24 protein-coding genes are annotated in these 24,563 nt (G+C 57.0%); 15 read left to right on the forward strand and 9 right to left on the reverse strand.

Features of this window, described 5'->3' with window-relative positions; translation table 11 throughout:
* Positions 1–38: 38 nt before the first annotated feature.
* The 5 genes from B9A13_RS00665 to B9A13_RS00685 all read left to right on the forward strand — a co-directional run bounded on the left by B9A13_RS00665 (position 39) and on the right by B9A13_RS00685 (position 5,425).
* Positions 39–1,229, forward strand: a complete 1,191-nt coding sequence (locus B9A13_RS00665) for an aminotransferase-like domain-containing protein (protein WP_084233115.1) — start codon at positions 39–41, stop codon at positions 1,227–1,229.
* A gap of 17 nt (positions 1,230–1,246) precedes the next feature.
* Entirely contained in the window at positions 1,247–2,239 is a 993-nt protein-coding gene (gene trpS, locus B9A13_RS00670; RefSeq protein ID WP_084233116.1) for a tryptophan--tRNA ligase, read from the forward strand.
* Between the two features lie 34 nt (positions 2,240–2,273).
* On the forward strand, positions 2,274–3,443 hold the full coding sequence (locus tag B9A13_RS00675) for a glycosyltransferase family 4 protein (protein WP_084233117.1): 1,170 nt from the start codon (positions 2,274–2,276) through the stop codon (positions 3,441–3,443).
* The gene (wecB, locus tag B9A13_RS00680; RefSeq protein WP_084233118.1) at positions 3,436–4,587 is read left to right on the forward strand and encodes a non-hydrolyzing UDP-N-acetylglucosamine 2-epimerase; all 1,152 of its coding nucleotides are present in this window, start codon (positions 3,436–3,438) and stop codon (positions 4,585–4,587) included. Before B9A13_RS00675 ends, wecB begins: the two co-directional genes overlap by 8 nt.
* A 70-nt stretch (positions 4,588–4,657) precedes the next feature.
* A complete protein-coding gene (locus B9A13_RS00685; protein ID WP_084233119.1) occupies positions 4,658–5,425 on the forward strand; it encodes a hypothetical protein in 768 nt (255 codons plus the stop codon).
* Between the two features lie 97 nt (positions 5,426–5,522).
* Here B9A13_RS00685 and B9A13_RS00690 read toward each other — a convergent pair whose 3' ends face one another.
* The gene (locus B9A13_RS00690) at positions 5,523–6,098 is read right to left on the reverse strand and encodes a helix-turn-helix domain-containing protein (RefSeq protein WP_084233120.1); all 576 of its coding nucleotides are present in this window, start codon (positions 6,096–6,098) and stop codon (positions 5,523–5,525) included.
* Between the two features lie 366 nt (positions 6,099–6,464).
* On the opposite strand from B9A13_RS00690, the gene B9A13_RS00695 reads away from it, so the two are divergent.
* From B9A13_RS00695 to B9A13_RS00705, 3 genes are all read left to right on the forward strand, one after another.
* Positions 6,465–7,286, forward strand: coding sequence for an SDR family NAD(P)-dependent oxidoreductase (locus B9A13_RS00695; RefSeq protein ID WP_084233121.1), 822 nt, complete (start codon positions 6,465–6,467; stop codon positions 7,284–7,286).
* A gap of 37 nt (positions 7,287–7,323) precedes the next feature.
* The gene (locus B9A13_RS00700) at positions 7,324–8,334 is read left to right on the forward strand and encodes a 3-keto-5-aminohexanoate cleavage protein (protein ID WP_084233122.1); all 1,011 of its coding nucleotides are present in this window, start codon (positions 7,324–7,326) and stop codon (positions 8,332–8,334) included.
* Between the two features lie 114 nt (positions 8,335–8,448).
* A complete protein-coding gene (locus tag B9A13_RS00705) occupies positions 8,449–9,492 on the forward strand; it encodes a DUF7973 family transport facilitator (protein WP_084233123.1) in 1,044 nt (347 codons plus the stop codon).
* Positions 9,493–9,580: 88 nt separating this feature from the next.
* Here B9A13_RS00705 and B9A13_RS00710 read toward each other — a convergent pair whose 3' ends face one another.
* The 4 genes from B9A13_RS00710 to B9A13_RS00725 form a co-directional block, all read right to left on the reverse strand.
* A complete protein-coding gene (locus tag B9A13_RS00710) occupies positions 9,581–10,459 on the reverse strand; it encodes an alpha/beta fold hydrolase (RefSeq protein ID WP_084233124.1) in 879 nt (292 codons plus the stop codon).
* Between the two features lie 190 nt (positions 10,460–10,649).
* Positions 10,650–10,994 (reverse strand): hypothetical protein, encoded by a 345-nt coding sequence (locus B9A13_RS14030; protein ID WP_084233125.1) that lies wholly within the window; start codon positions 10,992–10,994, stop codon positions 10,650–10,652.
* Positions 10,987–11,481, reverse strand: coding sequence for a hypothetical protein (locus B9A13_RS00720; protein ID WP_084233126.1), 495 nt, complete (start codon positions 11,479–11,481; stop codon positions 10,987–10,989). Before B9A13_RS00720 ends, B9A13_RS14030 begins: the two co-directional genes overlap by 8 nt.
* A gap of 65 nt (positions 11,482–11,546) precedes the next feature.
* Positions 11,547–11,834, reverse strand: coding sequence for a hypothetical protein (locus B9A13_RS00725; protein ID WP_084233127.1), 288 nt, complete (start codon positions 11,832–11,834; stop codon positions 11,547–11,549).
* A gap of 585 nt (positions 11,835–12,419) precedes the next feature.
* Here B9A13_RS00725 and B9A13_RS00735 point away from each other — a divergent pair.
* Positions 12,420–13,232: a type III pantothenate kinase gene (locus tag B9A13_RS00735; RefSeq protein ID WP_084233129.1), complete on the forward strand. Its 813-nt coding sequence runs from the start codon at positions 12,420–12,422 to the stop codon at positions 13,230–13,232.
* 134 nt (positions 13,233–13,366) lie between these two features.
* On the opposite strand, the gene nth is transcribed toward B9A13_RS00735, so the two are convergent.
* Complete coding sequence (gene nth, locus B9A13_RS00740) at positions 13,367–14,032, reverse strand: endonuclease III (protein ID WP_084233130.1); 666 nt, start codon at positions 14,030–14,032, stop codon at positions 13,367–13,369.
* A 207-nt stretch (positions 14,033–14,239) separates the two neighbouring features.
* Here nth and B9A13_RS00745 point away from each other — a divergent pair, with 207 nt between their 5' ends.
* Positions 14,240–15,484 (forward strand): serine hydroxymethyltransferase, encoded by a 1,245-nt coding sequence (locus B9A13_RS00745; RefSeq protein WP_084233131.1) that lies wholly within the window; start codon positions 14,240–14,242, stop codon positions 15,482–15,484.
* A gap of 123 nt (positions 15,485–15,607) precedes the next feature.
* Here B9A13_RS00745 and B9A13_RS00750 read toward each other — a convergent pair whose 3' ends face one another.
* Positions 15,608–15,922 (reverse strand): demethoxyubiquinone hydroxylase family protein, encoded by a 315-nt coding sequence (locus B9A13_RS00750; protein ID WP_084233132.1) that lies wholly within the window; start codon positions 15,920–15,922, stop codon positions 15,608–15,610.
* Between the two features lie 260 nt (positions 15,923–16,182).
* Between B9A13_RS00750 and B9A13_RS00755 the strand changes: the two genes are divergently transcribed.
* The gene (locus B9A13_RS00755; RefSeq protein ID WP_159447976.1) at positions 16,183–18,015 is read left to right on the forward strand and encodes an S-layer homology domain-containing protein; all 1,833 of its coding nucleotides are present in this window, start codon (positions 16,183–16,185) and stop codon (positions 18,013–18,015) included.
* A 397-nt stretch (positions 18,016–18,412) separates the two neighbouring features.
* Here B9A13_RS00755 and B9A13_RS00760 read toward each other — a convergent pair whose 3' ends face one another.
* Positions 18,413–18,985 carry a nitroreductase family protein gene (locus B9A13_RS00760; protein ID WP_084233134.1) on the reverse strand — a complete coding sequence of 191 codons (573 nt, stop codon included), beginning with the start codon at positions 18,983–18,985 and terminating at the stop codon, positions 18,413–18,415.
* Positions 18,986–19,268: 283 nt separating this feature from the next.
* Here B9A13_RS00760 and B9A13_RS00765 point away from each other — a divergent pair, with 283 nt between their 5' ends.
* On the forward strand, positions 19,269–20,537 hold the full coding sequence (locus B9A13_RS00765; RefSeq protein WP_084233135.1) for a replication-associated recombination protein A: 1,269 nt from the start codon (positions 19,269–19,271) through the stop codon (positions 20,535–20,537).
* A 44-nt stretch (positions 20,538–20,581) separates the two neighbouring features.
* Here B9A13_RS00765 and B9A13_RS00770 read toward each other — a convergent pair whose 3' ends face one another.
* Complete coding sequence (locus B9A13_RS00770) at positions 20,582–21,544, reverse strand: S1 RNA-binding domain-containing protein (protein WP_084233136.1); 963 nt, start codon at positions 21,542–21,544, stop codon at positions 20,582–20,584.
* 307 nt (positions 21,545–21,851) lie between these two features.
* Here B9A13_RS00770 and B9A13_RS00780 point away from each other — a divergent pair, with 307 nt between their 5' ends.
* The 3 genes from B9A13_RS00780 (at position 21,852) to B9A13_RS00790 (ending at position 24,484) form a co-directional block, all read left to right on the forward strand.
* Positions 21,852–22,058, forward strand: a complete 207-nt coding sequence (locus B9A13_RS00780; RefSeq protein WP_084233138.1) for a DUF951 domain-containing protein — start codon at positions 21,852–21,854, stop codon at positions 22,056–22,058.
* 59 nt (positions 22,059–22,117) lie between these two features.
* Positions 22,118–23,176: a histidinol-phosphate transaminase gene (hisC, locus tag B9A13_RS00785; protein WP_084233139.1), complete on the forward strand. Its 1,059-nt coding sequence runs from the start codon at positions 22,118–22,120 to the stop codon at positions 23,174–23,176.
* Positions 23,177–23,611: 435 nt separating this feature from the next.
* Entirely contained in the window at positions 23,612–24,484 is an 873-nt protein-coding gene (locus B9A13_RS00790; protein WP_084233140.1) for a sigma-E processing peptidase SpoIIGA, read from the forward strand.
* Positions 24,485–24,563 lie beyond the last annotated feature (79 nt).

Consider the following 24,563-nt stretch of genomic DNA (forward strand, 5'->3'; position numbering starts at 1 on the left):
CGGCGGCGCGGAACCCATCCCAAAAAGGATGTGCAAGAATGGATATCAAACTATCGGACCGCATGTCTGGCCTGAACCCCTCCGCCATCCGGGAAATGTTCAAAGTGGTGCAGAACCCGGACATCATTTCCTTTGCGGCGGGCAGCCCTTCCGCGGCCGAATTTCCCGTTCCGGAGCTGAAAGCCGCGGCCCTTGAGATTTTCGACCGGGAAGCCGTCCCCGCCCTGCAGTACGGCATCACGGAGGGGTATGCCCCCCTGCGCCGGAGGCTTACCGAAAGGCTCTCGGAAAAATTCGGCATCGGCCGGCCCTTTGACGACCTCATTGTGGTCTCCGGCGGCCAGCAGTGCATCGACCTGTCCGCCAAGTGCCTTGTAAACGAGGGGGACGCGGTTCTTTCCGAGAACCCCAGCTTCATCGGCGGACTCAACACCTTCCGTTCCTTCGGCGCCCGCCTCGTGGGCATTCCCATGGACGGCGACGGGATGGACACGGACGCCCTGGAGGAAGCCCTGAAGCGGGAGAAAAAGGCCAAGCTCATCTATACCATTCCGGACTTTCAGAATCCCATGGGGGTCACCATGAGTCTTCCTCGCCGCCGGAAGGTCTATGAGCTGGCGGTAAAGTACGGCGTCATGGTCCTGGAGGACGCGCCCTATACCGAGCTTCGCTACTCCGGCGAGCCCCTGCCCGCCATCAAGAGTTTCGACGAGACCGGCCACGTGATCTATTCCGGTTCCATGTCCAAGGTCATCGCCCCCGGTATCCGCATCGGCTTTGCCGTCGCCCAAAAAGATCTCATGGCAAAGATGATCGTCGCCAAGCAGGGGGAGGACGTGCACACCAATCAGTTCTTTCAGATATTGGTGGACCGGTACCTAGAGGAAAACGACTTCGACGCGCATATCAAAAACTGCTGCGGGCACTACAGGGAAAAGCGGGACCTCATGCTCCGGTGCATGGAGGAAAACTTTCCTTCCGGCGTCGCCTTTACGAGGCCCCAGGGCGGCATTTTTCTCTGGTGTACGCTTCCCGAGGGCTACTCCGGGAAGGAATTCTGTTCCTTTGCCGTGGAACGCGGCGTTGCCGCGGTGCCGGGAGCTACCTTCGACACGCAATCCGATCCCAAAAACCGCTGTTTCCGCCTGAACTTCACGGTGCCCTCCCACGAACAGATTAAAAAGGGCGTCGGTATCCTGGGGGACTGCCTGCGGGATTATCTGAAATAATACAGGACGTGTGACCGATGAATCAAAAAATCATTTTCAGCGGAATCCAGCCCAGCGGCTATATCACCCTGGGCAATTACCTGGGCGCGCTTCGCAACTGGGTCCGTCTGCAGGAGGAGTACCGGTGCGTCTACTGCGTGGTGGACATGCATTCCATCACCGTGCGTCAGGACCCGGAAACGCTCCGGCGCCAGACCCTGGAGCTCTTCGCCCAGCTCATCGCCTGCGGACTGGACCCGCAGAAGAGCGTCGTTTTCGTCCAGAGCCATGTTCCGGCCCATGCCGAGCTGGCCTGGATTTTAAGCTGCCACACCATGTTCGGGGAGCTTTCCCGCATGACCCAGTTCAAGGACAAGTCCGCCTCCCACGCGGACAACGTGAACGCGGGTCTTTTCACCTATCCGGCCCTCATGGCGGCCGACATCCTCCTGTACCAGGCCGACCTCGTCCCCGTGGGGGAAGACCAGAAGCAGCACGTGGAGCTGACCCGGGACGTGGCCGGGCGGATGAACGCCCTGTACGGCGATGTCTTTACCATGCCAGAGCCCTATATTCCTCAGGTGGGCGCCAGGATCATGAGCCTCACGGAGCCGGAGAAAAAAATGAGCAAATCCTCGGAAAACCCCAATTCATACGTGCTCCTGCTGGACAGGCCCGAGGATATCCTGAAGAAGTTCAAGCGCGCCGTCACCGACAGCGGCTCCGAAGTGCGCCGCTCTCCGGATAAGCCCGGCGTTTCCAACCTCATCGCCATTTACGCCGCCGCCACGGGGAAAACCCCCGAGGCCGTAGAGGCGAAATTTGAAGGTCAGGGGTACGGCCGCTTCAAGCCCGCCGTGGGCGAGGCCGTGGTGGAGCTTTTCCGTCCCATCCGGGAAAAAACCGAAGATCTTCTGAAAAACAGGGACCATCTGGAGGAGCTTTGCCGCATCGGCGCGCAGCGTGCCGCGGCAATGGCGGAACCCACTCTCAGTCTGGTCAAGGATAAGGTAGGCTTTTTAAAAAAATGAAAGTAATTCGGCATACCGTAAAGGAGATTTCCAAATGACAGGGAACCTTCCGATTCTGTTGTATCTGATCGGCACCCTTCTGGTGGCTCTGGCGGTCTCCTTCGGAATCACGCCTGCCGTCAAGCGATTCGCCCAGAAGATAGGCGCCATCGACGTTCCCAAGGATTCCCGCAGGATGCACAAAGTCCCCATTCCCCGTCTGGGGGGACTGGCCATCTTCTTCGGCTTCATTGTGAGCATCCTGATTTTCGGACATATCACCCTGCCCGTGAGAGGCATGCTCTTAGGCTCCGTCATCATCGTGGCCCTGGGCGTCATCGACGATATCATGCCCCTGCGGGCGGGTCTCAAATTCGTGGTGCAGATCGCCGCCGCCCTGGTGGCGGTCTATCACGGCAATCTGGTGGACACCATCTCCAATCCGAATATCTTCTCTGCCCAGCCCTATCTGCACCTGGGCGTTCTGGCCGTTCCTCTCACCGTGATCTGGATCGTGGCCATCACCAATTCCGTTAATCTCATCGACGGGCTGGACGGGCTGGCGGTGGGCGTCTCCGCCATCAGCTCCGTCACTATGCTCGTCGTCGCGTTTCTTGTGTCGGAAGGGGATATCGCCGTGCTCATGGCGGCCCTTGCCGGGGCCTGCCTGGGCTTTCTGCCCTATAACAAAAACCCGGCCAAGATCTTCATGGGGGACACCGGCGCCACCTTTCTGGGCTTCGTGCTGGCGGTGGTGTCCATCCAGGGACTTTTCAAGTTTTACGCTATTTTGTCCTTTGCGGTGCCCTTCTTGATCCTGGGTCTTCCTATCTTCGACACTTCCTTCGCCTTCATCCGCCGCGTCGCCAGCGGGAAAAACCCCATGTCCCCCGACCGGAGCCATGTGCACCACAGACTCATCGACATGGGTTTCAGCCAGAAACAGGCGGTGGCCATTCTGTACATCATCAGCGCGGTCCTGGGTCTTTCCGCAGTGGTGCTCACCAGCAGCGGGGAGATCAAGGCCATGCTCTTTCTTCTGACCCTGTGCGTTGCCGGAGGAATCGCCATCCGCGTTTACTTAAACGGGAATTCCCATCTGAACCATAACGGTCACGGGCAAACCCCCGGCGACAAAGACAGCCCCTCCGCTCCGGGAGCGGAGAACCAGTCTCCCCCCGTTTCCCCCGAACCAACCGATTCAAAGGATGACGGCAATGAATGATCTCAAGATAATGACCATCTTCGGGACCCGGCCCGAAGCCGTGAAAATGGCGCCCCTGGTCCTGGAGCTTCAGGCGAGACCGGGTGTGAAAAGCCTTTGCTGCGTCACCGCCCAGCACAGGGAGATGCTGGACTCGGTGCTGGATATCTTCCGGATCCGCCCGGATTACGACCTGGACATCATGCGCCCCCGCCAGAGCCTTACCGAAATCACAACCCGCTGCCTTTCCGGCATGGAGGAAGTGCTTAGCGAGGCTTCTCCCGACCTGGTGCTGGTCCACGGGGACACCTCCACCACCTTTTCCGGCTCCCTCGCCGCCTTTTACCGGAAAATCCGGGTGGGGCATGTGGAGGCGGGCCTGCGCACCTACGACAAATATTCTCCCTTTCCGGAGGAGATGAACCGCCGCCTCACCGGAGCCATTGCCGACCTTCATTTCTGCCCCACCGCTTCAAACGCGGAAAACCTCCGCAGGGAGGGGGTTAAAACCGGCGTTTTCGTCACCGGGAACACCGTTATCGACGCGCTGAAAACCACCGTCCGGAAGGAATACCGCTTCGTGAGCCCCGAGCTTTCGGATCTGCCCTTCGAAACAAAGCGCGTCATAGCGGTCACCGCCCACCGCCGGGAAAATTACGGAGAACCTATGGAAAACATCATGCTGGCTCTTCGGGACATCGCTGTGGAATTCAAGGACGTGGAACTGGTTTATCCGGTGCATCTGAGCCCCGTGGTGGGGGAGACCGCCAGAAGGATTCTCTCCGGCGTCCCCCGTGTCCGGCTCATTTCCCCCGTCTCCGCCGAGGACATGCACAACCTCATGGCCCGCTGCTATATGGTGCTCACCGATTCCGGCGGTCTTCAGGAGGAGGCCCCCGCCCTGGGAAAGCCCGTCCTGGTGCTTCGCCGGGAAACCGAGCGCCCCGAGGCCGTCGCGGCCGGGACGGTGAAGCTTGCCGGCGTCAAAAGGGAGGAGATCGTCCGCCTCGCCCGGGAGCTGCTTACCGATCCCGCGGCGTACGCCTCTATGGCAAAATCCGTGAATCCCTACGGGGACGGGCATGCCTGCCGGAGGATCGCGGATGCGGTCCTGTGGAGCTTCGGCCGCCGGGAAACCCCGCCGGAAGAGTTCAAACCCCTGTAAGGGCGCCGTTTCCGCGGCGTCCGTTTTTCCATTCCAGTCTGATATTTTTCGGGAAAGGGGAGGACGTTTTATGCAAAAAAAGAAAACCGTCACCCTTTCCGTGCTGGTGTCGGTCCTGGTGATTCTCATCTTCTCCGTCTTCGGCCTTTCCCTCTTTTCCACTACGCCCGCTGTGGTGCTGCCCAGTCCCGCCGGCAGCGCGGAACCTTCTGGCGGAGGCACCGGGCAGGAAACGGGCGGGGATTACACACCTGTGGAAGTCACCGTTTCCAATGTCCAGGCGGTGGTGGCCACCCTGGCGGAGGACCGTTCCGAGAGCTATCAGCGGACCCTTACCGTGGAGACCTTCTGGGACGGCGGCTCCTCTTCCGTCACGGTGAATATCTGGGAGGACAACGGTCTTGTCCGCCAGGACATCTACCGCAGCGGCCAGGATACCCGCCATGTGATCATGTCGTCGGACACCGTCTATGTCTGGTACGGGTCGGGTTCGGATTTTTACTCCGGCCCCGTCGGTTCCTTTACCTCCGACGCCGAACAGCGCATCCCCACCTACGAGGACGTCCTGAACCTGGATCCCGCCTCCGTCATAAGCGCGGGCTTTGTGGAAAGGGACGGTTTCAGCTGCGTTTTCGCCGGAACCAGCGACGATTCCTCGGGATATGTCCGGCGTTACTGGGTGGACGTCGCCTCCGGCCTTCTGGTCTCCGCCGAGACGGAAAAAAACGGTGCCCTTGTATACCGGATGACCTCCCAGAAAATCAGCGGCATCTCATCCGCCGATTCGGTTTTCAGCCTCCCGGACGGCACCCTTCTCGGGCAGTCCTCCGCGGGGTAATGCATTAGGAAAAAGAAGCCCGCCTGCAATCTGCAGGCGGGTTTCTTTTTCTGTTTTTTTATCTGCGAATCCGGTTTTCTTTTCCGGACGGCTGAATTCAAAACGCCGCCGGCGTGCAGCATCCGTAGAAAGTGAGGGGCTTATTTCCCGTGTTGGTCACGGTGTGGATCAGAGTGCTGTCATAATAGATCGTCGCGCCCGACTCGAGATTGTATTCGCTGGTCTCGCCGCTTTTCGGGTCCTCCAGAGTGATCTTCATCCTGCCGTCCAATACGAAAAGACATTCCTCGCCCGCCACATGCTGCATCGGCCCCACCGTCGCTCCCGGCTCCACGCGGAAATAGGAGGGCTCCATAGCCTTGTTCTGCACGTCTTTTGCGAGAAGCAGCGCCTCCACGCCTTCTCCGAAAAAGCCCAGGTGTTTTGCCGTAGAAAGCGTTACTACTCTGCTGTCAGACAGATCGCTGTCTTCCACAAGGTCGGCCATAGTCTTTCCGTAACGGGTCAGCAGCCGCTGAAGCTTTGAAAGCGATATACCGCTCCGTCCGTTTTCCACCAGCGACAGGTGTGCGATGGAGCCGCCGATGGCTTCCGCCGCCTCCTGCAGGGTAAGCCCTGCGTCCGTCCGTAAGGTTTTTAGTTTTTTCCCGATAATAACATTTTCCATTTCCATGCCGAACAATACGTCCTTTGTTTATATTTTGCTTTAATCAATTTTTATTCCAATTAAAATACTTCTACCAGCATACCAGCAAATTACCTATTTTGCAAGTCTGTTTTTTGTATAATTTATGATAATTAGATTTTTGTATAACTGAAATCTTAAACTGATAAGAATCACTATTTTACTTTTTATATTTTCATGTTTTCATCCGTATTTTGTTATATCGCTATTATTTTTATGCAATTACTACATATTACGAGTGTTTTATTGGACAATTCATAGAATTCTATTTTGGGGCTTGACACACTATTTTTATAATACTAAAATTTAATTACAGCAAAATTATGCTGAATTCAGAAAAGTGGGGTAATAGTAATGGGTAGACTCGAAGGGAAAATAGCGGTCATTACGGGCGCCAGTTCCGGATACGGCCGCAGGATGGCAATCCGTTTCGCCCGCGAGGGAGCCAAGGTGGCGTGTCTGGATCTTACAACAAAGGTAGGCCTGGGTCTGGAGGATGACGACGACTATAAGCTGCCCACCCATGAGCAGATCCTGAAGGAAGGCGGGAAGGCTATCTATGTAACCTGCGACATCTCCAGCCAGGAACAGGTCATCGCCGCCTTCAAGGAAGTGGACAAACAGCTGGGTATCTTGGATATTGTCGTGAACAATGCCGGTATTTATGCGGGTGAGGGCCTGATTCACGAACAGAACGACAGCTTTTTCAAAAAATGCGTCAATGTGAATATCTACGGGAGCTGGTATTGCTCTCAGGAGGCTCTCAAGCGCTTTGTGCCCAAGAAGAAGGGCAAAGTCATTCAGATGGCTTCCAGCGGCGGCATCTTCCCGAACCCTCTGCAGGCGCCCTATAACATTTCCAAGGCCGCCGTCATCAGCATGATCAAGAACATGGCCTGCGAATACGGCGAATACCAGATCAACTGCAACGCAATCTGCCCGTCCTGGGGCATGACCCCCATGGGCCGCGCCCTGTACCTCACCCCGAAGTTCAATAAGCTCATCAGCGGAAAGAACCCCATGGGCCGCTGGGTGCATCCCGAAGACGTGGCCAATTACGCCGTATTTCTCGCCAGCGAGGAATCCAACTTTGTCACCGGCACCACCGCCCTTATCGACGGAGGGCTGGACCTTACCTACCTTAGCACGGAAGAAATTCTGGAAGCGCAGCGGTAACCCGTAAATTTTGATTGATTCATAGGAGGAATATGTCATGTCGGATAAAATCAATTGGGAATATATAAAAGAATTCAACGATTCCATACGGACTATCTGGATGCCCTTCGGGCTTCCGGAAATCATCGACCCGTCCCACAGCCGCTTCAGCAACGGCGTGGATATCCAGCCCGCCTGGAAGATCCCGCCAAAGATCGCCATCTCCACCACCATCACCGGCGCCATGTTCAGTAGTCGCGGCAACCCCAACCATCCCATGACCCTAGAGGAAATCTCCAAGTCCGCGAGGGAAGCCTGCGAAGCGGGATCTCCCATCGTACATATCCACGTCCGGGACGAAAACGGCTATAACGTTCTCGATCCCGAGAAATTCCATAAGGTGATCGATCCCCTGAAAAGGGATTTCCCCGACACGGTGTTTGACGGCTGCATGTGCGCCCTGGATTCTGCGGAATGGCCTCATATGGAGAGCTTTCTCAAGGAAGGCCTCCTGGAGGTGACCCCCATTAACACGGTGGCGGTTCTCTACGGCGACACGCTTTTTGCAAAGCCGCCCTACTCCATGATCGAGAAAACCAAGATCTGCCAGGACTGCGGCGTCAAGCCCCAGATCGCGATTTACACCGACGCCGACGTGGACAACGCCGACCGTTTCCTGATTAAGCCCGGCCTTCTCCAGAAGCCCTATCACTGGATCATCCTGGCCGCCGTCCCCGGCTGCAGCCCCATGCAGAACCCCCGGCAGATGGTGGAGGGCCTGATGCGCACCTACAACAACATCATGGACATCGACGATACGGCCAGCGTCATGGTCTGCGCCGCCGGCCGCGCCTCCAGCTATCTTGCCACCTTTGCCATGCTCATGGGCCTGCACATCCGCGTCGGTATGGAGGATACCGTCTGGAAGTGGCCCCATAAGGATGACAAGATCGTAAACAACGCGGAACACTTCAAGCTCTTTAAGACCATGGCCGGTATGCTGGGCCGCGAGGTCATGACGCCCGACGAGTACCGCCGGATGATCGGCCTGCCCGTCAGGAAAAAATAATCCTGTATACGTATAAAAAGTTATCGCTCCTTTTTTAATGCGCGGCCGGTTGTCTCAGCTGACCGCGCATTCTTTTAAACTACTTTATTTTATGGAATAAATGGGGGTGTGGTCATGGATCTTCTGGTATTGTTCGCCGCGTTTTGCGGCGGTGGCTTCGGCGCGGCTTTCGGCGGCGTGGCTGCATATGTGTTTTCCGGTTTCCTGACTCTGTTCGGGGTTGTTGCCGGAGCCGCGGGAGTACAGTTCAGTATTCTCGGCACTCTTTCCTTCGGCGCGTTTTATGGCCCGCAGGTAGGTTTTGCCGGAGCCGTCGCTGCGGCGGCTTATGCCCGGCGAAGAGGTTATATTCCTTCCGGGAGGGATATCTTTACTCCGCTTGTCAGTCTGAAAAAGCCGGACGTCCTGGTCGTGGGGGGACTTGTAGGCCTTCTCGGCTACGCCATGAGCGTCTGGCTGGGAACGGTATGGGCAGGCAGGCTGGATACCACTGCGTTTACTGTTTTCGCAACGGCAATCATTTCAAAGCTCATTTTCGGCAAAGGCGGCCTGGGTGAAATATTCAATAAAGCTCCGCAGGAAATCAGAAAAGCGGGTGGCCGTTTCAGCGTCAATTCTTCCGCCACTTGGCTTCCGTATGGAAACACGGCTGCCGAAAAGGTCGTTATCGGAATTATGGTCGGCGGCGGAGCCACCTGGGTTACGCATGTTATGCTGCAGTATCCTTCCACCGCTCCTGTGGCGTATTATATTCCGTATGCGATATCCGTGGTTTCTCTCTTCTTTCTCCAGTTCGGCGCTCCGGTCTATGTGACCCATCATATCAGCCTCTGCGCCGCCTACGGCATGATGATGAGCGGCGGCAACGTCTGGTGGGGACTGGCCGGCGGCATGCTGGCCGTCTTCCTGGCGGACGTCATGGCAAGAGCTTTTCTCCTATTTGGCGATACCCATGTGGACCCGCCGGCCACCGCCATCGCGGCCACATCCTTTATTCTCTTCACGCTTGTCCCCCTGACCGGAACTCTCAATCTCGTCGGAAACCTTAGCAATGCTCTCCCTGTCGCAATTCTTGTGGCGGCCCTCGTCTTTGCCGTTTCTCAGAGTATAGCGATAAGAGGAAAAAGCGAAACTCTCAACCCATCGGTTCCCGTTTGACGCTTCCCGCCTTTCCACCAAACAGGCATAAAAATTCCGGACGAGGCTATAAGCCTCGTCCGGAATTTTTCATCAATGCCTCGCTGCATCATCCCACAAAGGATACGATATCTCCCAAAAACTGCTTTGCTTTGGTCACGCGGAACATATGGGTGCTGTTTTCATAGAGGAAAGTTTTAGTGTCGGGGATCTTCCCGGCCAGATATTCCGCAAGCCGAGGGTCGAATACCGAACCGGGAGAGGCGAACATCAGCGCTGCTGGAACGTCGATGCCGGGCAGAATCTCTCTGAAATCGTAGTCCATCTGCTCCCAGTAGCGGACATTGCTCTTCTTCTGCTCCTCCGGCACCCGCAGCATATCATAAAGCGCCGGTGTGTCTCCGATCGCTTTTTTCAGGACATCCAGCAATTCCGGCTTGTAATTGAAATCCCTGCGCTCGGAAGGCGTATGGGGGAGAAGGGTCTGCACGGCGAAATAGAGCATCCAGGCGTCGTAATCCGTCTTCATGACTTGGATGTCTCTCAGAAAGGCTTCCTTCGTATACCACCCCTGGTACAGGCCCATCTTCCATTCTTCGTCGTTTATAAATTTGGGGGTCGTATCTCCCAGGATTATTTTGCCCAGGCACTCGGTGCCGAACAGCCGTATGTAGGAAAACAGGACCACGCCGCCAAGGGAATATCCGATGGGAACAACGTCATTCAGCCCCAGGTATTCCATCAGATCCTTCATGTCCCTGGCCGACTGGTCAAGGCCTACGGTTCTCTCCGCGCTGGTCCCTCCGAACCCGCGCTGGTTCCAGGTCAGACATCTGTATCTGCTTTTTAAAAACTCAAAGTAGGGAAGCTGAGATTCGGCATTGCTTCCGAATCCGTGGATAAAAAGGACCGGTGTTCCTTCCCCCATATCGATGTACTGAATTTCGGAGCCGTCTCTGGTGGGGCAGGTGCGGTAAATGCTCTGCATAATCTCCCTCCTTCATCGTTTTCCGTTGGACCGGAATGCTGTTTTTTCCTTTAATACTATCCATTTCTTTTATATACTATATTTAACAATTACAATATACACCCAAACATGCAAAAAGCAATCCCCTCGCCCCGGGGAATAAGGGGAAAGGGGACTGCGTATGCATGTTCCGCATCGGTTGGAGAATGGCCTATAAAATCAGCAATAACCCCAGGGCGATCAGTACTTCTATGTTTCCTCCCTCGATGAACAGCAGGATCATCAGGGCAATGAGGATAATATCCCCGGTATCGATGTTCTTTTCCTTTATGAAGTCAAAGATCCCCGAAAGGATATTGGGCTTTTTGTCCTCTGCGCCCCCCGTTGTCCTTCCTCCCGCACCGAAACCGGCGGGAGGAGGCTGCGAATCATGCGGAGGAGGCGGAGGAGGCGGGGGAGGCGGGGGAGGGGGAGAAAACGGGGCTCCCTGTCCCTGAAAGGTGTCCCGAAACGGGGCGTATGTATACGGTTCCGCCGCTACGTAACGGTTATACATCCCCTTTCCCTCCAATCAGCCCGGGAAGATATTTGATCCCCATCCGCAGCAGTCTTGCGTAGGCAAGCGCTTTTTCCACTTTTGGCTGCCGCTCCTCCTTGAGATAAGGCCTCAGAGCCATGAGCAGCGCCGTGCTGTTGCTGTCCGGAGCGGCTGCGTCACCGAAGAGGGAAAGGACCGTTCCGAGAATCTGTGGATCGATATCCATCAGACTCTTTAAAATTCCCTTTCCCGAACCGCCCGTCAGGGAGGACAGCAGTCCCGAAAGGTCCCCGCCGCCCGCCGCCGGGGCGGCGCCTTCCAACGGGGAGTAAGCCTGGACGGTTCCCTCCGGGTTTCCCTGGGCGGGCGGGGCTCCCGTCTGACCTGCCGAATCCCCGGACGGAAGCACTCCCTGGGCGGACAGCATTTTTGCCACGGCGAGAATCTGTTCCATCCCCTCCGGGGACGAGAGCAGCTTGCTGATTTTATCCTCGAGTTCGCCCATCCTGTTTCCCCCCTTTCCGGGAGAAGGCGTCATTTCGCCCCATAGTCCCGGTGCCTTGTGCCGGACTATCCGGCGCTGTTCTGGTTCAGTTCCCGTCCCAGCTTATTGACCAGTTCCATTGCTTCCGGATTGCTCATCAGCGCGGAAACAACCCGCATCATGGCCGCCAGATCTCCTTTGGACGCCGCCTCCATGGTGTTTCCCGGGGTGCCGTCCCCGCCGTTCATAATCTCCAAAAGCCGTTTTCCCTCCGGGGAATTGCCCAGCTGATTCATCAGGCTCCCGTTTTGAAGAAGCTTCAGGATTTCCGGGTTTTTAAAAATTCCCTGCAGAATGCCGGTGTCGAATGCCACTTGCCATACCTCCCGCGTATGCCGCGCATTTTTATTTTATGCCGGGTATCCGGGCATAATGAATGGGCCGTTCCCGCTTCAGCCGCGGCTGCTTTTCAGCACTCTGATAGCTATGCGTAAAGGGTCGGCGGCGGGATTGGGCAGCGTATGCCCCGCGCGGCGCAGGGCTCTCCTCGCACTAACAGTATATGCAGGCATTTCCCGGTGGTGTGGATTCTCCGTCTTGTCCGCCGGATTTTTTCCTCTTTCTCCGGTTTTTTGCCTCACACCCGGGCAAAAAAGCGTATTCCCGGCGCGATTTGCCTTTTTGCGGATCCCTCCACGGGTGGCTTCCGCTGTTCCCCCGTCCGTTTACGCCGTCTTTTTGTGAAAGGCAGGCATTGTAATCAAAAATGTAAAAAGAATGTACAGTTTTTTTATGTTTTTTATGGAAAAAAGAAAATGAATCTGCTATAATACCACATTGTTATCCCCGCGCCCTTTCTGCGGCTTCCGGGAGCGGAATCCTTGCATGCGTAAAGCTTTCTGGGGATAGCGGTTTCTTTCCGTGCCAACCGTTCGATTCATTCATTAGGAGGAACGACAATGCTGCTGACAGTCGACGTAGGGAACACGAATATGGTCTTTACGGTATACGACGGGGAACAATCCATCGGAAGCTTCCGCATGTCCACCAATGCAAACCGCACTTCGGATGAGATCGGCCTTTGGATCTGCGACTATTTTCGAAGGTTTGAGCTTTCCATCGCCGAGGTGGAGGACGTGATCATCGCCTCGGTCGTGCCCCAGGTGATGTACTCCCTCACCAGCTCCATCATAAAATACATCAACCGCACCCCCATCATAGTGGATGAGGACGTGGACCCCGGCCTTCGCTACGACGTGGACGGACGCCTTGGCGTCGACCGCGCGGTGGACTGTGTCGCCGCCATTGAAAAATACGGCTCGCCCCTCATCGTACTGGATTTCGGGACGGCCACCACCATAGACGCCGTATCCGAGAACGCGGAATATCTGGGCGGTGTCATTCTGTCCGGTATCCGGATTTCTCTTGACGCCCTGTTTACGAGGGCGGCCATGCTTCCCCGGGTGGAGCTGGTCAAGCCCGGTCACGTTCTTGGAAAAAACACTGTGGAACAGATGCAGGCCGGCGCCGTCTGCGGATATATCGGAAGCGTGGAATACATTGTGCGTGAAATGAAGTCGGAAATGAACGCGGAGAATATCCGCGTTGTGGCAACCGGGGGACTCGGCCGCCTGATCGCCGAAAACACGGACGAGATCGATGTCTTCGATCCCCAGCTCACTCCAGACGGCCTTCGCCTGGTATACGAAAAGTATAAGCGGGAGCACCGCATCAAGCCCAGGCCCAAACAGTCCAAATCTTCTAAAAACTGACGATCTTTCGTGATAAAAGACAGGCCGGATGTGCATCCGGCCTGTCTTCTCTTTAAAAGGTTAACATAATACTGATATGCGCCCTTTCGCCTCCTCCCGTGGGAAGAGAGTGGGGGATGAGGATATCTTTTTTATTAGTAAAACCTATGGTGAGTCCACTTTTCCTCTCCTCGGTTTATAAAATCGCACCGCAAAGCCAGCGTGCAGCTCTGGCACCGGGGCCCCCGGGCAAGGCAGACGGCCCTGCCGTGGAGAACCAGCCTGTGGCAGAAGTCGCTCTGCTCTGCCGCCGGAATCTGCTGATCCAGCTGCAGTTCCACCTTGTAAGGGTCCTTCGTCCCGTCGGTGAGTCCCAGGCGTCCGGAGATCCGGATGCAGTGGGTGTCCGCCACGATGCCCGGTTTTCCGAAGACATCCCCCAGAATGAGGTTCGCCGTCTTCCTTCCCACGCCGGGAAGCTTTAACAGCTCCTCCATGGTGCCGGGAACCCGCCCGCCGTATTCCGCCAGCAGGATGCCCGCCGTCTTCAGGATATCCCGGGCCTTGATCCGGTAAAACCCGCAGGAGCGGATGATCTCCTCCAGATCCCCCCCGTCCGCTTCCGCGATGGCCCGGAGCGTGGGGTATCTGCCGTAGAGAACCGGTGTCACCTTATTCACCCTCTCGTCGGTGCACTGGGCGGCAAGGCGCGTGGCAAACAGCAGCTCATAGTCCTTCTTGTAATCAAGAGAGCAGATCGCCTCCGGATAGGCGGCTTTCAGCTCCTCAATGAAAAATGTTACGTCCTCTTTTGATTTCAAGCCTTTTTCCTCCCGTATCTATGAGGAAAGGGAAGAGTCCGCGCACTTTCCTCCGTTTTGTGTCTATTGTACCATAGTGCTCCCGTTTTCGCGAAGGGAATTTGCGTCTTTGTCTGTTGTATTGGATACCGGATTCCGGTATAATACCCTTATGGAACAACCGTTTTATGCATAAATATAAATTTGTGTCAGAAGGGGATTGAATTCATGGTAAAAGAGATCATGTCCTTCCTATCCGCCTGCGACCCCGAGGTCGGCGGCGCCGTATACAAGGAGTTTGAACGGCAGCAGCACAATATCGAACTCATCGCTTCCGAAAATATCGTCAGCGAAGCCGTTCTTGCCGCCATGGGCACCGTTTTGACCAACAAATATGCCGAAGGCTACCCCGGAAAGCGGTATTACGGCGGCTGCGAATGCGTGGACATCGCCGAGAACATCGCCAGAGACCGGGCCAAGCTTCTCTTCGGCGCCGAATATGTAAATGTCCAGCCTCACAGCGGCGCCCAGGCCAATCACGCGGTCTATCAGGCCCTCTGCAGCCACGGGGACGTGGTTCTGGGCATGAACCTGGCCCACGGCGGGCACCTGACCCACGGAAGCCCCGTGAACTTTTCCGGTCTGGACTATAAAATCATCCCCTACGGCGTGGATGACGTCACCCACAGGATCGATTATGACAAACTTCGCGACCTGGCCCTGGAGCATAAGCCGAAGATGATCATCGCCGGTGCCTCCGCCTATCCCCGGATCATCGAGTTCGACAAGTTCTCCGAGATCGCCAAGGAAGTCGGCGCGTACCTCTTCGTGGACATGGCCCATATCGCCGGCCTTGTGGCTGCAGGCCTGCATCCCAGCCCCGTTCCCTATGCCGACGTGGTCACCACCACCACCCACAAGACCCTCCGCGGTCCCCGGGGCGGCATGATTCTCTGCAAGGCCGAGCTGGGACCGAAGATCGACAAGGCCATCTTCCCCGGCACCCAGGGAGGGCCTCTGATGCATGTCATCGCCTCCAAGGCCGTCTCCTTCGGCGAGGCTCTCAAGCCGGAATTCAAGGAATATCAGAAGCGCATCGTGGAAAACGCCAAGGCCCTGGCCGACGATCTCATGGGTCTCGGCTTCGATCTGGTCTCCGGCGGCACGGACAACCATCTCATGCTGGTGGATCTGCGGAAATTCGGAATATCCGGCAAGGATATGGAAAAGCGTCTGGACGAGGTGCGCATCACCGTCAATAAAAATACCATTCCCAACGACCCGGCGTCTCCCTTCGTCACCAGCGGCATCCGTATCGGGACCCCCGCCGTCACCACCAGAGGCTTCGGCACGAAGGAAATGGCCGTCATCGCTTCCTGCATCCACCGGGTGGCCGTGGATTTCGAGGGCTCCAGACACAGCGTTCTCAAAGAGGTTTCTGACCTCTGCGCCCGTTTCCCCATCTACGAATAACGGGCTGCTGCAGGATTCGCAGCACGAGTAAAAATACTGACAGTAGAATGGTGTTCCCCCCGCCGGCGGCGGGGGGAACACCATTCAATATTATAAAAATATTTGCATTTTCCGTTTCCCGGCTTACTGCAGGGGCGTCTGAAAATTCTGCTGCTGCTGCAGGATGATCGCCTGTTTTCCCTTTTCCGTGTAGTCCATTTCCTTGGGGCACAGGATATACAGAAGCTGCTGAAGCTCTCCCACGTGCTGGCGTTCCTCGTCCGCGATGTGGTAGAGTACTTTTTTTACCCTCTCGTCGCCGGTGGACATCGCGTGGGCCTCGTATCCGATGATGGCCTCCAGCTCACCTGCGATGTCCACCCGGATCGCCTGAATGAGTTCGTCGGGGGACATCTGCTTGCTGACGTTTGCGACAAAGGGATTTCCCAATAGAGCCATCTTGCACCTCTCCCGGTATAGAATTTCCCCCTTATTTTTTGCCGGAAATCGGTTCTTATACGTTTTTCCGGCGCATCGGATTTCGGCATGTCGGATTTATGGGATTGAATTCATAAATAATTTAGGAAAAGAGTCTCGGATTATAGTATAATAGGGGAAAGATTAGCAATGATTGCCAAAGGGGAATTGCCTTCGGTTCCTTCCGCCGGAAATACGTCGGCAGCATTTCCTCCCGAATGATGAAAGGTGGGATTTTTTTCATGTTCAAAAAGACGCTGTCTGTCGTCCTTGCTCTCTCGCTGATTCTTTCCATGTCCCTTTCCGCCCTGGCGGCCGGCTATTCCGACCTGACCGGGCATTGGGCGAAGGCGTATATGGAGGATCTGGCGGAAAAAGGCTACTTCACCGGCTACAGCGACGGGACGATGCGGCCGGACAACGACATTACGGTGGGGGAAACCCTGGCCCTGCTCTCCCGGTTTTATTCCCCCGACGCCGAAACTGCCGACCTGATCTATTCCGATTACGAAACCTTTCTGAACGCCAATGTGCCGTCCTCCTTCTCCTGGCTGTATGACGAGCTCTCCATCTGTCTTGCTTCCGGAATCCTCACGGAAAGCGAGCTGAAAAACCTCGATCTCTCGGCTAAAATCGAAAAGGAGCTTCTGGCCGTCTATCTGGTACGGACCATGCAGCTTTCTTCCCAGGCCGAGTCTTTGTCCGGCTCGGTTCTCAGCTTCGGTGACGTTTCGGATATATCTTCCGACTGCAGGGGATCTGTGGCTGTCCTCTCCTCCGCCGGCATCGTTACCGGGGATAATGCCAACCGCTTTTCACCCCATTCCAGCGTAACCCGCGCGGTGGCCGCCGCCATGATATCCCGTTCTTTGGATTATCTCGGCACGCTGGGAAAAAGCCTGTCCATCGAAGGGTATGACGGATTGGCCCGCACTTACGGCATCATTTATTCCGTCCAGACAAGCGGTTTCGTACTCCGCTCCACGGACGGCTCCCTCCGCGAATTTGCCGTTCCCTCCTCGGCGTCGGTCACGGTGGACGGCGCCTCCGGAACTCTCGGTTCCTCCCGGGTCGGTTGCTATGCCACCGTAACGGAGGATAAAGGCACCGTTACAAAGGTCGCCGTCGAAGGCGCCTCCTCCGCCTGCGTGCAGGGGGTCGTATCCAGCGTGTCCTATACCACCACGGCCAATTCAAGCTCCATTTACGTATGGGACCCGAAAAGCGGTTCCTATACGAATTACACCGTTTCCGACGACGCGGATATCCGGCAGAACGGGAAGGATACGTCGCTTTCCTCCGTCACCAGCGGTTATTTTATAACGCTGCGGCTTGAAAACGGCGTTGTGAGTGAGCTTTTCTCCGAACCCCTGGCCACGGAAATCACGGGAAACATATCCAGCATATCTTACGGCACCACGGTCACCCTCAAGATGATGGACGATAACTACGACGTGTACTGCTTCTATCTGGATATCTCCGATCTGCCGGACATCTACCGGGGCAGTTCTGAAATCACTCTCGACAGGCTCAGCGCGGGGGATGAGATCACCGTGTCCATGAGTGGATACGAAGTGGTTTCCATCACGGCGAAGGTATCGGAGAATACCGTCACCGGGGAGCTCACCTCCATCAATTCCACCACCGGCGGGACCCAGTGGACCATCAAGACTTCCGACGGGACCTCCGTAACCTACAGTCTGGATGAATATGTGGTTGTGTATAAGGGAAGTACCTCGATTCTGCTCTCCGATGTCCAGGCCGGAGACACGGTAACCGTCGTGATATACGGCAGTACGATTACCGAGGTGCATTTGGAAAGCGCCGCCGTCTCCAGCTCAAAGGTAACCGGCACCGTTCTGTCGGTGGACACCAAGGGCAGAACCGTAACGATTCTGACCGCCTCCAATAAGCTTATTTACATAGACGTGACATACATCAGAACGATCGTTTCCGCCGCGACGGGGGAATCGATTCTTCTCACCTCCGTAGCCGCGGACTCGGAGATCGTAGCCTACGGGTCCTACGGCGGCTCCACGGCCTTCAGTGCGGTCCTCATCGTGGTGGAAGGCTGATACGGTATACCATAAAAAACCGCGGCGGGGGATATCCCCCGCCGCGGTCAGCTTGTTGGGTTAGCCTCGCAGAGTTTCGCCGCCGGAGCGGTGAAATTAAATCGTATCATTTTCGGGCGCGGCGTGTACGTGCCCGAAAATACTTCTCAGTCTGCAAGCGTCGAACCGTCTGCCAGCGGCGGACGGCGAGGCGCGCGGCAGCCTGCAAACCCTTTTGTCGAAAAAGGCGGAACGCTTTTTTCGACAATATCAACCGCGGCGGGGGATACCCCCGCCGCGTTCCGCTTGTTGGATCAGCCTCGCAGAGTTTCGCCGCCGGAGCGGCGAAATAAAATCGTATCATTTTCGGGCGCGGCGTGGACGTGCCCGAAAATACTTCTCAGTCTGCCGCGGTTTTTTAATCCAGATATCGGACCTTGTTTTCCAGTCCCCATCTTCGGGGCGCGGCTCCGATCTGCCTGGGATACCCCAGACAGACAATCGCCACCGGATCCTTCTCCGGGGAAATACCGAAGATCTCCCGAGCGCCGTCCTTGTCGAACATGGAAAACCAAAGGGTCGCAAGTCCCATGCTGTGCGCCGCCACGCAGAGATTTTCTATGGCTGCCGCGCAGGCCTGGGGATACCCCTTGGAAGGTTCCTTTGCAAACTGTTCCAAGCCGCTCTGGGAGGGATCTCCCGCCACAGCGATGAGGACCGGGGCCTCCGATACGAAATCCAGCCGGAAGGAGGGGACCCATTTCCACCCGCTGCGCCCGGCCAGGTAGACCTTGGCGGCCTCCGCGTTCTCGCGCAGCTTTCGGTTGTACTCCGGATTTCTGGCTACAACAAACTCCCAGGGTTGCTTGTTTGCCGGGGACGGGGCGTAGATGGCGCACTCCAGAACGGTTTTAAGCTTTTCCTCCTCCACCGGGTCGGGCAGGAAGGAACGGCAGCTTCTGCGGCCCAGAAGGGCCTCGATACAGTCCATGGCGTTTCTCCTTTCGGTTTATATTCGTGTATATTCATACCACAAACGCGAAGCGTTTTGTGGTATATGGCATCGTTTGCGGTTACGCCCGCAGGGCGGGAGCAAACCGCGCCGTCCAGCCCGGTATAACAGCCGTTTGCGGCTATTGTATCATAGGATTCTCCTGTCTTCAATGCTTTCCGCAGACTCATTTTTACCGTAATCGTGCTGCTTTTCGGCCCGTGCTTAGGATAGACTGGGTCGCTCCGATATGATATACTTCCCTCTGTAGGGAGGGATGGTTATGTACAGGCCCCTGGCCGACGAGATCCGGCCCGTGTCTCTGGACGAAGTGGTGGGTCAGCGTCATCTTCTGGGGGAAGACGGCGTCCTTCGCCGCATTATTGACAGCGGCAGGATCCCCAATATGGTCTTTTTCGGTCCCTCCGGCACCGGCAAAACCACTGTGGCGGGCATCATAGCGGGCAGGACGCGCCGCGCCCTGCACCGGCTCAACGCCACCACCGCCTCTATCGCCGACATCCGGAACATCATCGGCGACGTAGACACTCTGCTCGCCCCGGAAGGCGTCCTTTTATACCTGGACGAGATCCAGTACTTCAATAAAAAGCAGCAGCAGTCGCTGCTGGAGTTTATCGAAAACGGAAAGATCACTCTCATCGCCTCCACCACGGAAAATCCGTATTTCTACGTATATGGGGCACTTTTGTCCCGCTCCACCGTCTTTGAGTTCAAACCGGTGCCGCCGGAAGAAATCTCCCGGGCGGTGCGCCGCGCTTTCACCGTCATTTCCGGGAAGGAGGAGCTTCCTCTGGTCTGGGACGAGGGGATCGTGGATGCCGTGGCCCGCTCCTGCGGGGGAGACGTGCGCAAGGCGGTAAACGCGGCCGAGCTTCTTGCCGCCTCCGCCGCAATGAAAGACGGGAAGCGGCATGTCCGCCCGGAGGACGTCTCCGCCGTGTCCCAGCGCTCCTCCATGCGGTACGACCGGGACGGGGATTCCCATTACGACGTGATCTCCGCCTTTCAGAAATCCATCCGCGGTTCCGATCCCGACGCCGCGGTCCATTATCTGGCGCGGCTCCTGGAGGCGGGAGACCTTCCTTCCGTATGCCGGCGGCTGCTGGTGGTTGCCTCCGAGGACATCGGCCTTGCTCATCCCCAGGCCATCTCCGTCGTTAAGGCCTGCGTGGACTCGGCTCTTCAGCTGGGTCTTCCCGAGGCCCGGATTCCGCTGTCCGAGGCGGTTCTTCTCCTTGCCACCGCTCCGAAATCCAATTCCGCGATAACGGCCGTCGACGCCGCCCTGGCCGATATCCGGGCGGGCCGGGGCGGAGAAGTGCCCCCTCATCTCATGGACAGCCACTACCCCGGCGCGGAAAAACTGGGCCGGGGCAGAACCTATCAATATCCCCATTCTTATCCCGGTCATTATACCTCTCAGCAGTATCTTCCCGACAGCCTGAAGAACGCCAGGTATTACGAATACGGCGACAATAAGGCCGAGTCGGCCGCCCGCCGGTATTGGGAGGAGCTCAAGGGCAAAGAATAAAATAGCCTCCGCTTTCCGAAGAAAACGGAGGCCGTTGGAATGCTTTATGAGGTCTGGAGCTCTCCGTCCCCGAATACCGTGCGTACCGGGCTTCGCAGGCAGGAGGCGGGGGAGTAGTTCCACTCCCGGAGCCTCCCCTCGGTGATGAAATAGGAGAGGGTGCGGTCTTCGCACAGCTCCGGCAGCGCGTCGATTACCAGCAGCTTGATCTTCATCCGCTCCGGCAGAATCGCCTTGATGTAAACCGAGACGCATCCGCCTTCGCACAGGCACTGGCGCAGCTCTGCAAGCCCCGATAGGTTCGGAGCAAGCTCGATAAACGCCCCGTACTCCTTGATTCCCCGCACGACGCCGGGCACCGTCTCTCCCACGGAAAACATCGCCGCGTTTTCCTCCCAGGTCCCTAAAAGCTCCTTGTGGGTCAGGTGGATCCGTTTCATGCACCGGTCCACCTCCAGGACGGCCGCGAAAATTTTCTGTCCCACCGAAAACCGTTTGCAGGGATGGGGGATCCGGGACACCGAAATATTTTCGATCCCGATCATGGATACGATGCCGCATCCTATGTCCACGAAGGCGCCGAAGGGCTCCAGATGCGTCACCGTCGCGGGAATCACCGTCCCGGGCAGGAGATTTTTCATGAGATAAGAGATGGCCGCTTCCTGGGCCGCCCGCCGGGACAGGAGGATCCTGGGCTTTCCGTATCGGTCCGCGCCGATGGACTGCACCATGAAGGAAACCGGTTTTCCCACCCGGGATATGATGGCGATCTCCCGGGTGGCGCCGCTGTCGATGCCGACTGCCACCTCGCTTCGCGGTATGATCCCCGTGAAGCCCCCCAGCTCCACCTGCAGGTTGTGGGCCGTGTCGCAGAGGGTTACCCGGCCCTCCAGGATCCTTCTCTCTTCCAGCGCCTGCTCCAGAGCTCCGATACTGGCGCAGCTTTGGTTGTTGGATGCGCTTTGCAGGAGCGTTCCCTCGGGAAAATAGCGGTTTTGCTGGACCATGCTTTCATCCCCGTTCCGCCGCCGCGCCCGGCGCTGTCTGTATTTCACGCTCCGCCGCGCGGTTCATTCTCCGGCGGAGCCGTATTCCCGCTGCTTCCGCCCGCGGCCCTCCGGCCCCCGCGGTATCTGCCGGTATCCTGCGTTTTTCCGTTACATGGTTACTATATGCGCCCCTTCCCGGTGATTTGATCACTTTTTGGGTGGACGTGCGCCATGAATTTTCGGCAGTTTTCTTGATACCGGGCGCACTTTGTCTTATAATACTTTCTATACTTTTTCCCGGATATTTTCGGAAGGAGGCGCCTGTATGGACGTACGCGTGGGAGACGAGCTGGTCATGAAAAAACCCCATCCCTGCGGCAGCTTTTCCTGGAAAGTGCTCCGGGTGGGCATGGATTTTCGCCTCAGATGCACAGGCTGCGGCCATGAGGTGATGCTTCCCAGATCAAAAGCGGAGAAAAATATCAAAAAGCATATCCAGGGTCCCGCCTGGGGTCCCGGCGGGGAAGCCTGAAGCGGAAGGGAACTATTCCGCCGTCCCCCAAACCCCCGGCAAAGGAAGGAAGAAAAGGAATGAACAAGTATTGGAGCCCCCGCATCCGGGATCTCAAGGCCTACGTCCCCGGAGAGCAGCCCCGGGACCGGATCCTGGTCAAGCTCAACACCAATGAAAACCCCTATCCGCCCTCCGCCAAAGTGCTGGAGGCGGTGAAAAACACGGCGGACGGCCGCCTCCGGCTCTATCCGGACCCCGACTGCGTTTCCTTTCGGGAAGCCGTTGCCCGGCAGTATAAGCTTCTGCCCGAAAACGTCTTCCCCGGCAACGGCTCGGACGAGCTGCTGGCCTTCTGCTTTCTGGCCTTCTTCGGCCCCGGCCGCCCCGTCCTGTTTCCGGACATCACCTACAGCTTTTACCCGGTCTACGCCGATCTTTTCGCCGTTCCCTTCACCCCCGTCCCCCTGGACGCCGAATTCCGCATTCCCGTTTCCGAATTCTGCCGGGAAAACGGCGGCGTGATCTTTCCCAACCCCAACGCGCCCACCGGCATCCCCCTGGCCATATCCCAGGTGGAAACCGTCCTGAAGGCCAATCCCGATTCCGTCGTGATTGTGGACGAGGCCTATATCGATTTCGGCGGAGAGTCCGCCGTGGGGCTGATCCCCCGGTATCCCAACCTTTTGGTTACTCACACGCTCTCCAAGTTCCGCTCGCTTGCGGGGCTCCGCGCGGGGTATGCGCTTGGGGACAAGGAGCTAATAGCCGCCCTGGACTGCGTGAAAAATTCCTTCAATTCCTACACCATGGACCGGGTGGCCCTGGCCGCCGCGGAGGCCGCCGTGGAGGACACGGAGTATTTCAGGCTCCTGGCCGGCAGAATCGCCGCCACCCGGGACAAAACCGCCGAAGCGCTTCGTTCCATGGGCTTTCTCGTCCTTCCTTCCGCCGCGAACTTTCTCTTCGCAAGCCATAAGACGGTCTCCGGCGAGTATCTCCAAAAAGGCCTAAGGGAGCGGGGCATTCTCGTCCGCCGTTTCCAGAAGCCCAGAATCGAAAACTTTCTCCGCATTTCCATGGGCACCGAGGAGCAGATGGAGCTTCTCATAAAGGCCCTGGAGGAGCTTCTGAAATAATCGTCATTCCGTACGCAGAAGCAATACAGGCATCGGAACATATAAAATTGTTCCGATGCCTATTCCTATCTTCTGGATTGGACTCTCCCTCCAGGGATAACTTTTTAATACCAGACTTCATTAAAATGTCGATACAACAAATGACAGTATGGCTGTCCCCCCGCCGGAGGCGGGGGGACAGCCATACTGTCTTGTTTCATCTTTTTATAGGATATTGGATAATAGTATAAATCACGGGAATCTGCATACGGCAAACGGATACAAGGGTAAAATGTCGCCTTGGATACGGGAGTTTTCTCCATCTTTGCGACCTTTTTTTTATTTTCCGGGCCGTATAATAAACTCACATTTTGCTGTTGCTCCGCCGGTTCTTCAGTGCCCGGCGTGCAGGAGTTTTACAAAAGCGCGTTTTGCGGCGGAAGGGAACCATCGCCAATGACGGTCATTTACATAGACACCCTGTTTGTTTTAAACTTCATCGTAAACTATCTTCTTCTTCTGGCCTCGGCGAAGGTGACGGGAGAGGCCATTTCCCGGGTGAGGCTGGTCCTGGCGGCGGCGGCGGGCGGGGCATATGCCGTTGCGGTTTTCCTACCCGGGCTGGGGTTCCTGACCCATCCGGCGGTGAAAGTCGCCGCGGCCGCCCTTATGGTTCTCATCGCATTCCCCTTTACCCGGAGTCTTCTCCGGCTGTCGCTGGTTTTTTTCGGCGTCTCCTTTGCCTTCGCGGGGGCGGTGCTCGCCGTGGGGCTCATCCTGGGAAGCGGCGGGACCGAAAGGGGAGTCTTCTACCTTCCCGTGGAGCTGCGGGTTCTGCTCCCCGCCGTGGCGGCCTCTTACCTGCTGATAAACCTTGTGTTCAGGAGGGCCGCGCGGCACGGCGGAAAAAGCCGGGACCTCGCGCCGCTGTCCGTGCGGATCGGGGAAAAGTCCGCGCATCTCACCGCCCTGGTGGACACGGGGAATACCCTTGCGGACCCGGTGAGCAACGCGCCCGTGATCATCTCGGAGCTTGCTCCCCTCCGGCCCATTCTGCCGCCCCGCGTCGCAGCCGTGCTGACGGAAGACGGTCTCCGCCGTCCCGTGGATGTCATGGAGGCCCTTGCCCAGCTTGGGGAAGCCGGCAGATTCCGTCTGATTCCCTATCAGGCGGTGGGTGTGGAGTGCGGTCTCCTCCTTGTCTTTCGGGCGGACGAGATCACCCTGGGCAGGGAAACGCGCAAAGGAGGCCTCGTCGCCCTCTCGCCCACCAGGCTCTCCGACGGCGGCGCCTGGTCCGCTCTTGCCGGAGAACCCTGCCGGCAGTGAGACTCGTTTAGCCTGTAATCCGTAAAACCGATTCTGCACATCTGACAGAGAACAGAAAATTCCCGGATCCCGGCGGCGT

It is taken from the genome of Papillibacter cinnamivorans DSM 12816, assembly GCF_900176335.1.
Lineage (GTDB): Bacteria > Bacillota > Clostridia > Oscillospirales > Oscillospiraceae > Papillibacter > Papillibacter cinnamivorans.

Bases quoted from the DNA above. Each gene is read 5' to 3' on its own strand.
- B9A13_RS00665 (WP_084233115.1), top strand. From the start codon at position 39: ATGGATATCAAACTATCGGACCGCATGTCTGGCCTGAACCCCTCCGCC.
- trpS (WP_084233116.1), top strand. From the start codon at position 1,247: ATGAATCAAAAAATCATTTTCAGCGGAATCCAGCCCAGCGGCTATATC.
- B9A13_RS00675 (WP_084233117.1), top strand. From the start codon at position 2,274: ATGACAGGGAACCTTCCGATTCTGTTGTATCTGATCGGCACCCTTCTG.
- wecB (WP_084233118.1), top strand. From the start codon at position 3,436: ATGAATGATCTCAAGATAATGACCATCTTCGGGACCCGGCCCGAAGCC.
- B9A13_RS00685 (WP_084233119.1), top strand. From the start codon at position 4,658: ATGCAAAAAAAGAAAACCGTCACCCTTTCCGTGCTGGTGTCGGTCCTG.
- B9A13_RS00690 (WP_084233120.1), bottom strand. From the start codon at position 6,098: ATGGAAATGGAAAATGTTATTATCGGGAAAAAACTAAAAACCTTACGG.
- B9A13_RS00695 (WP_084233121.1), top strand. From the start codon at position 6,465: ATGGGTAGACTCGAAGGGAAAATAGCGGTCATTACGGGCGCCAGTTCC.
- B9A13_RS00700 (WP_084233122.1), top strand. From the start codon at position 7,324: ATGTCGGATAAAATCAATTGGGAATATATAAAAGAATTCAACGATTCC.
- B9A13_RS00705 (WP_084233123.1), top strand. From the start codon at position 8,449: ATGGATCTTCTGGTATTGTTCGCCGCGTTTTGCGGCGGTGGCTTCGGC.
- B9A13_RS00710 (WP_084233124.1), bottom strand. From the start codon at position 10,459: ATGCAGAGCATTTACCGCACCTGCCCCACCAGAGACGGCTCCGAAATT.
- B9A13_RS14030 (WP_084233125.1), bottom strand. From the start codon at position 10,994: ATGTATAACCGTTACGTAGCGGCGGAACCGTATACATACGCCCCGTTT.
- B9A13_RS00720 (WP_084233126.1), bottom strand. From the start codon at position 11,481: ATGGGCGAACTCGAGGATAAAATCAGCAAGCTGCTCTCGTCCCCGGAG.
- B9A13_RS00735 (WP_084233129.1), top strand. From the start codon at position 12,420: ATGCTGCTGACAGTCGACGTAGGGAACACGAATATGGTCTTTACGGTA.
- B9A13_RS00745 (WP_084233131.1), top strand. From the start codon at position 14,240: ATGGTAAAAGAGATCATGTCCTTCCTATCCGCCTGCGACCCCGAGGTC.
- B9A13_RS00750 (WP_084233132.1), bottom strand. From the start codon at position 15,922: ATGGCTCTATTGGGAAATCCCTTTGTCGCAAACGTCAGCAAGCAGATG.
- B9A13_RS00755 (WP_159447976.1), top strand. From the start codon at position 16,183: ATGTTCAAAAAGACGCTGTCTGTCGTCCTTGCTCTCTCGCTGATTCTT.
- B9A13_RS00760 (WP_084233134.1), bottom strand. From the start codon at position 18,985: ATGGACTGTATCGAGGCCCTTCTGGGCCGCAGAAGCTGCCGTTCCTTC.
- B9A13_RS00765 (WP_084233135.1), top strand. From the start codon at position 19,269: ATGTACAGGCCCCTGGCCGACGAGATCCGGCCCGTGTCTCTGGACGAA.
- B9A13_RS00770 (WP_084233136.1), bottom strand. From the start codon at position 21,544: ATGGTCCAGCAAAACCGCTATTTTCCCGAGGGAACGCTCCTGCAAAGC.
- B9A13_RS00780 (WP_084233138.1), top strand. From the start codon at position 21,852: ATGGACGTACGCGTGGGAGACGAGCTGGTCATGAAAAAACCCCATCCC.
- hisC (WP_084233139.1), top strand. From the start codon at position 22,118: ATGAACAAGTATTGGAGCCCCCGCATCCGGGATCTCAAGGCCTACGTC.
- B9A13_RS00790 (WP_084233140.1), top strand. From the start codon at position 23,612: ATGACGGTCATTTACATAGACACCCTGTTTGTTTTAAACTTCATCGTA.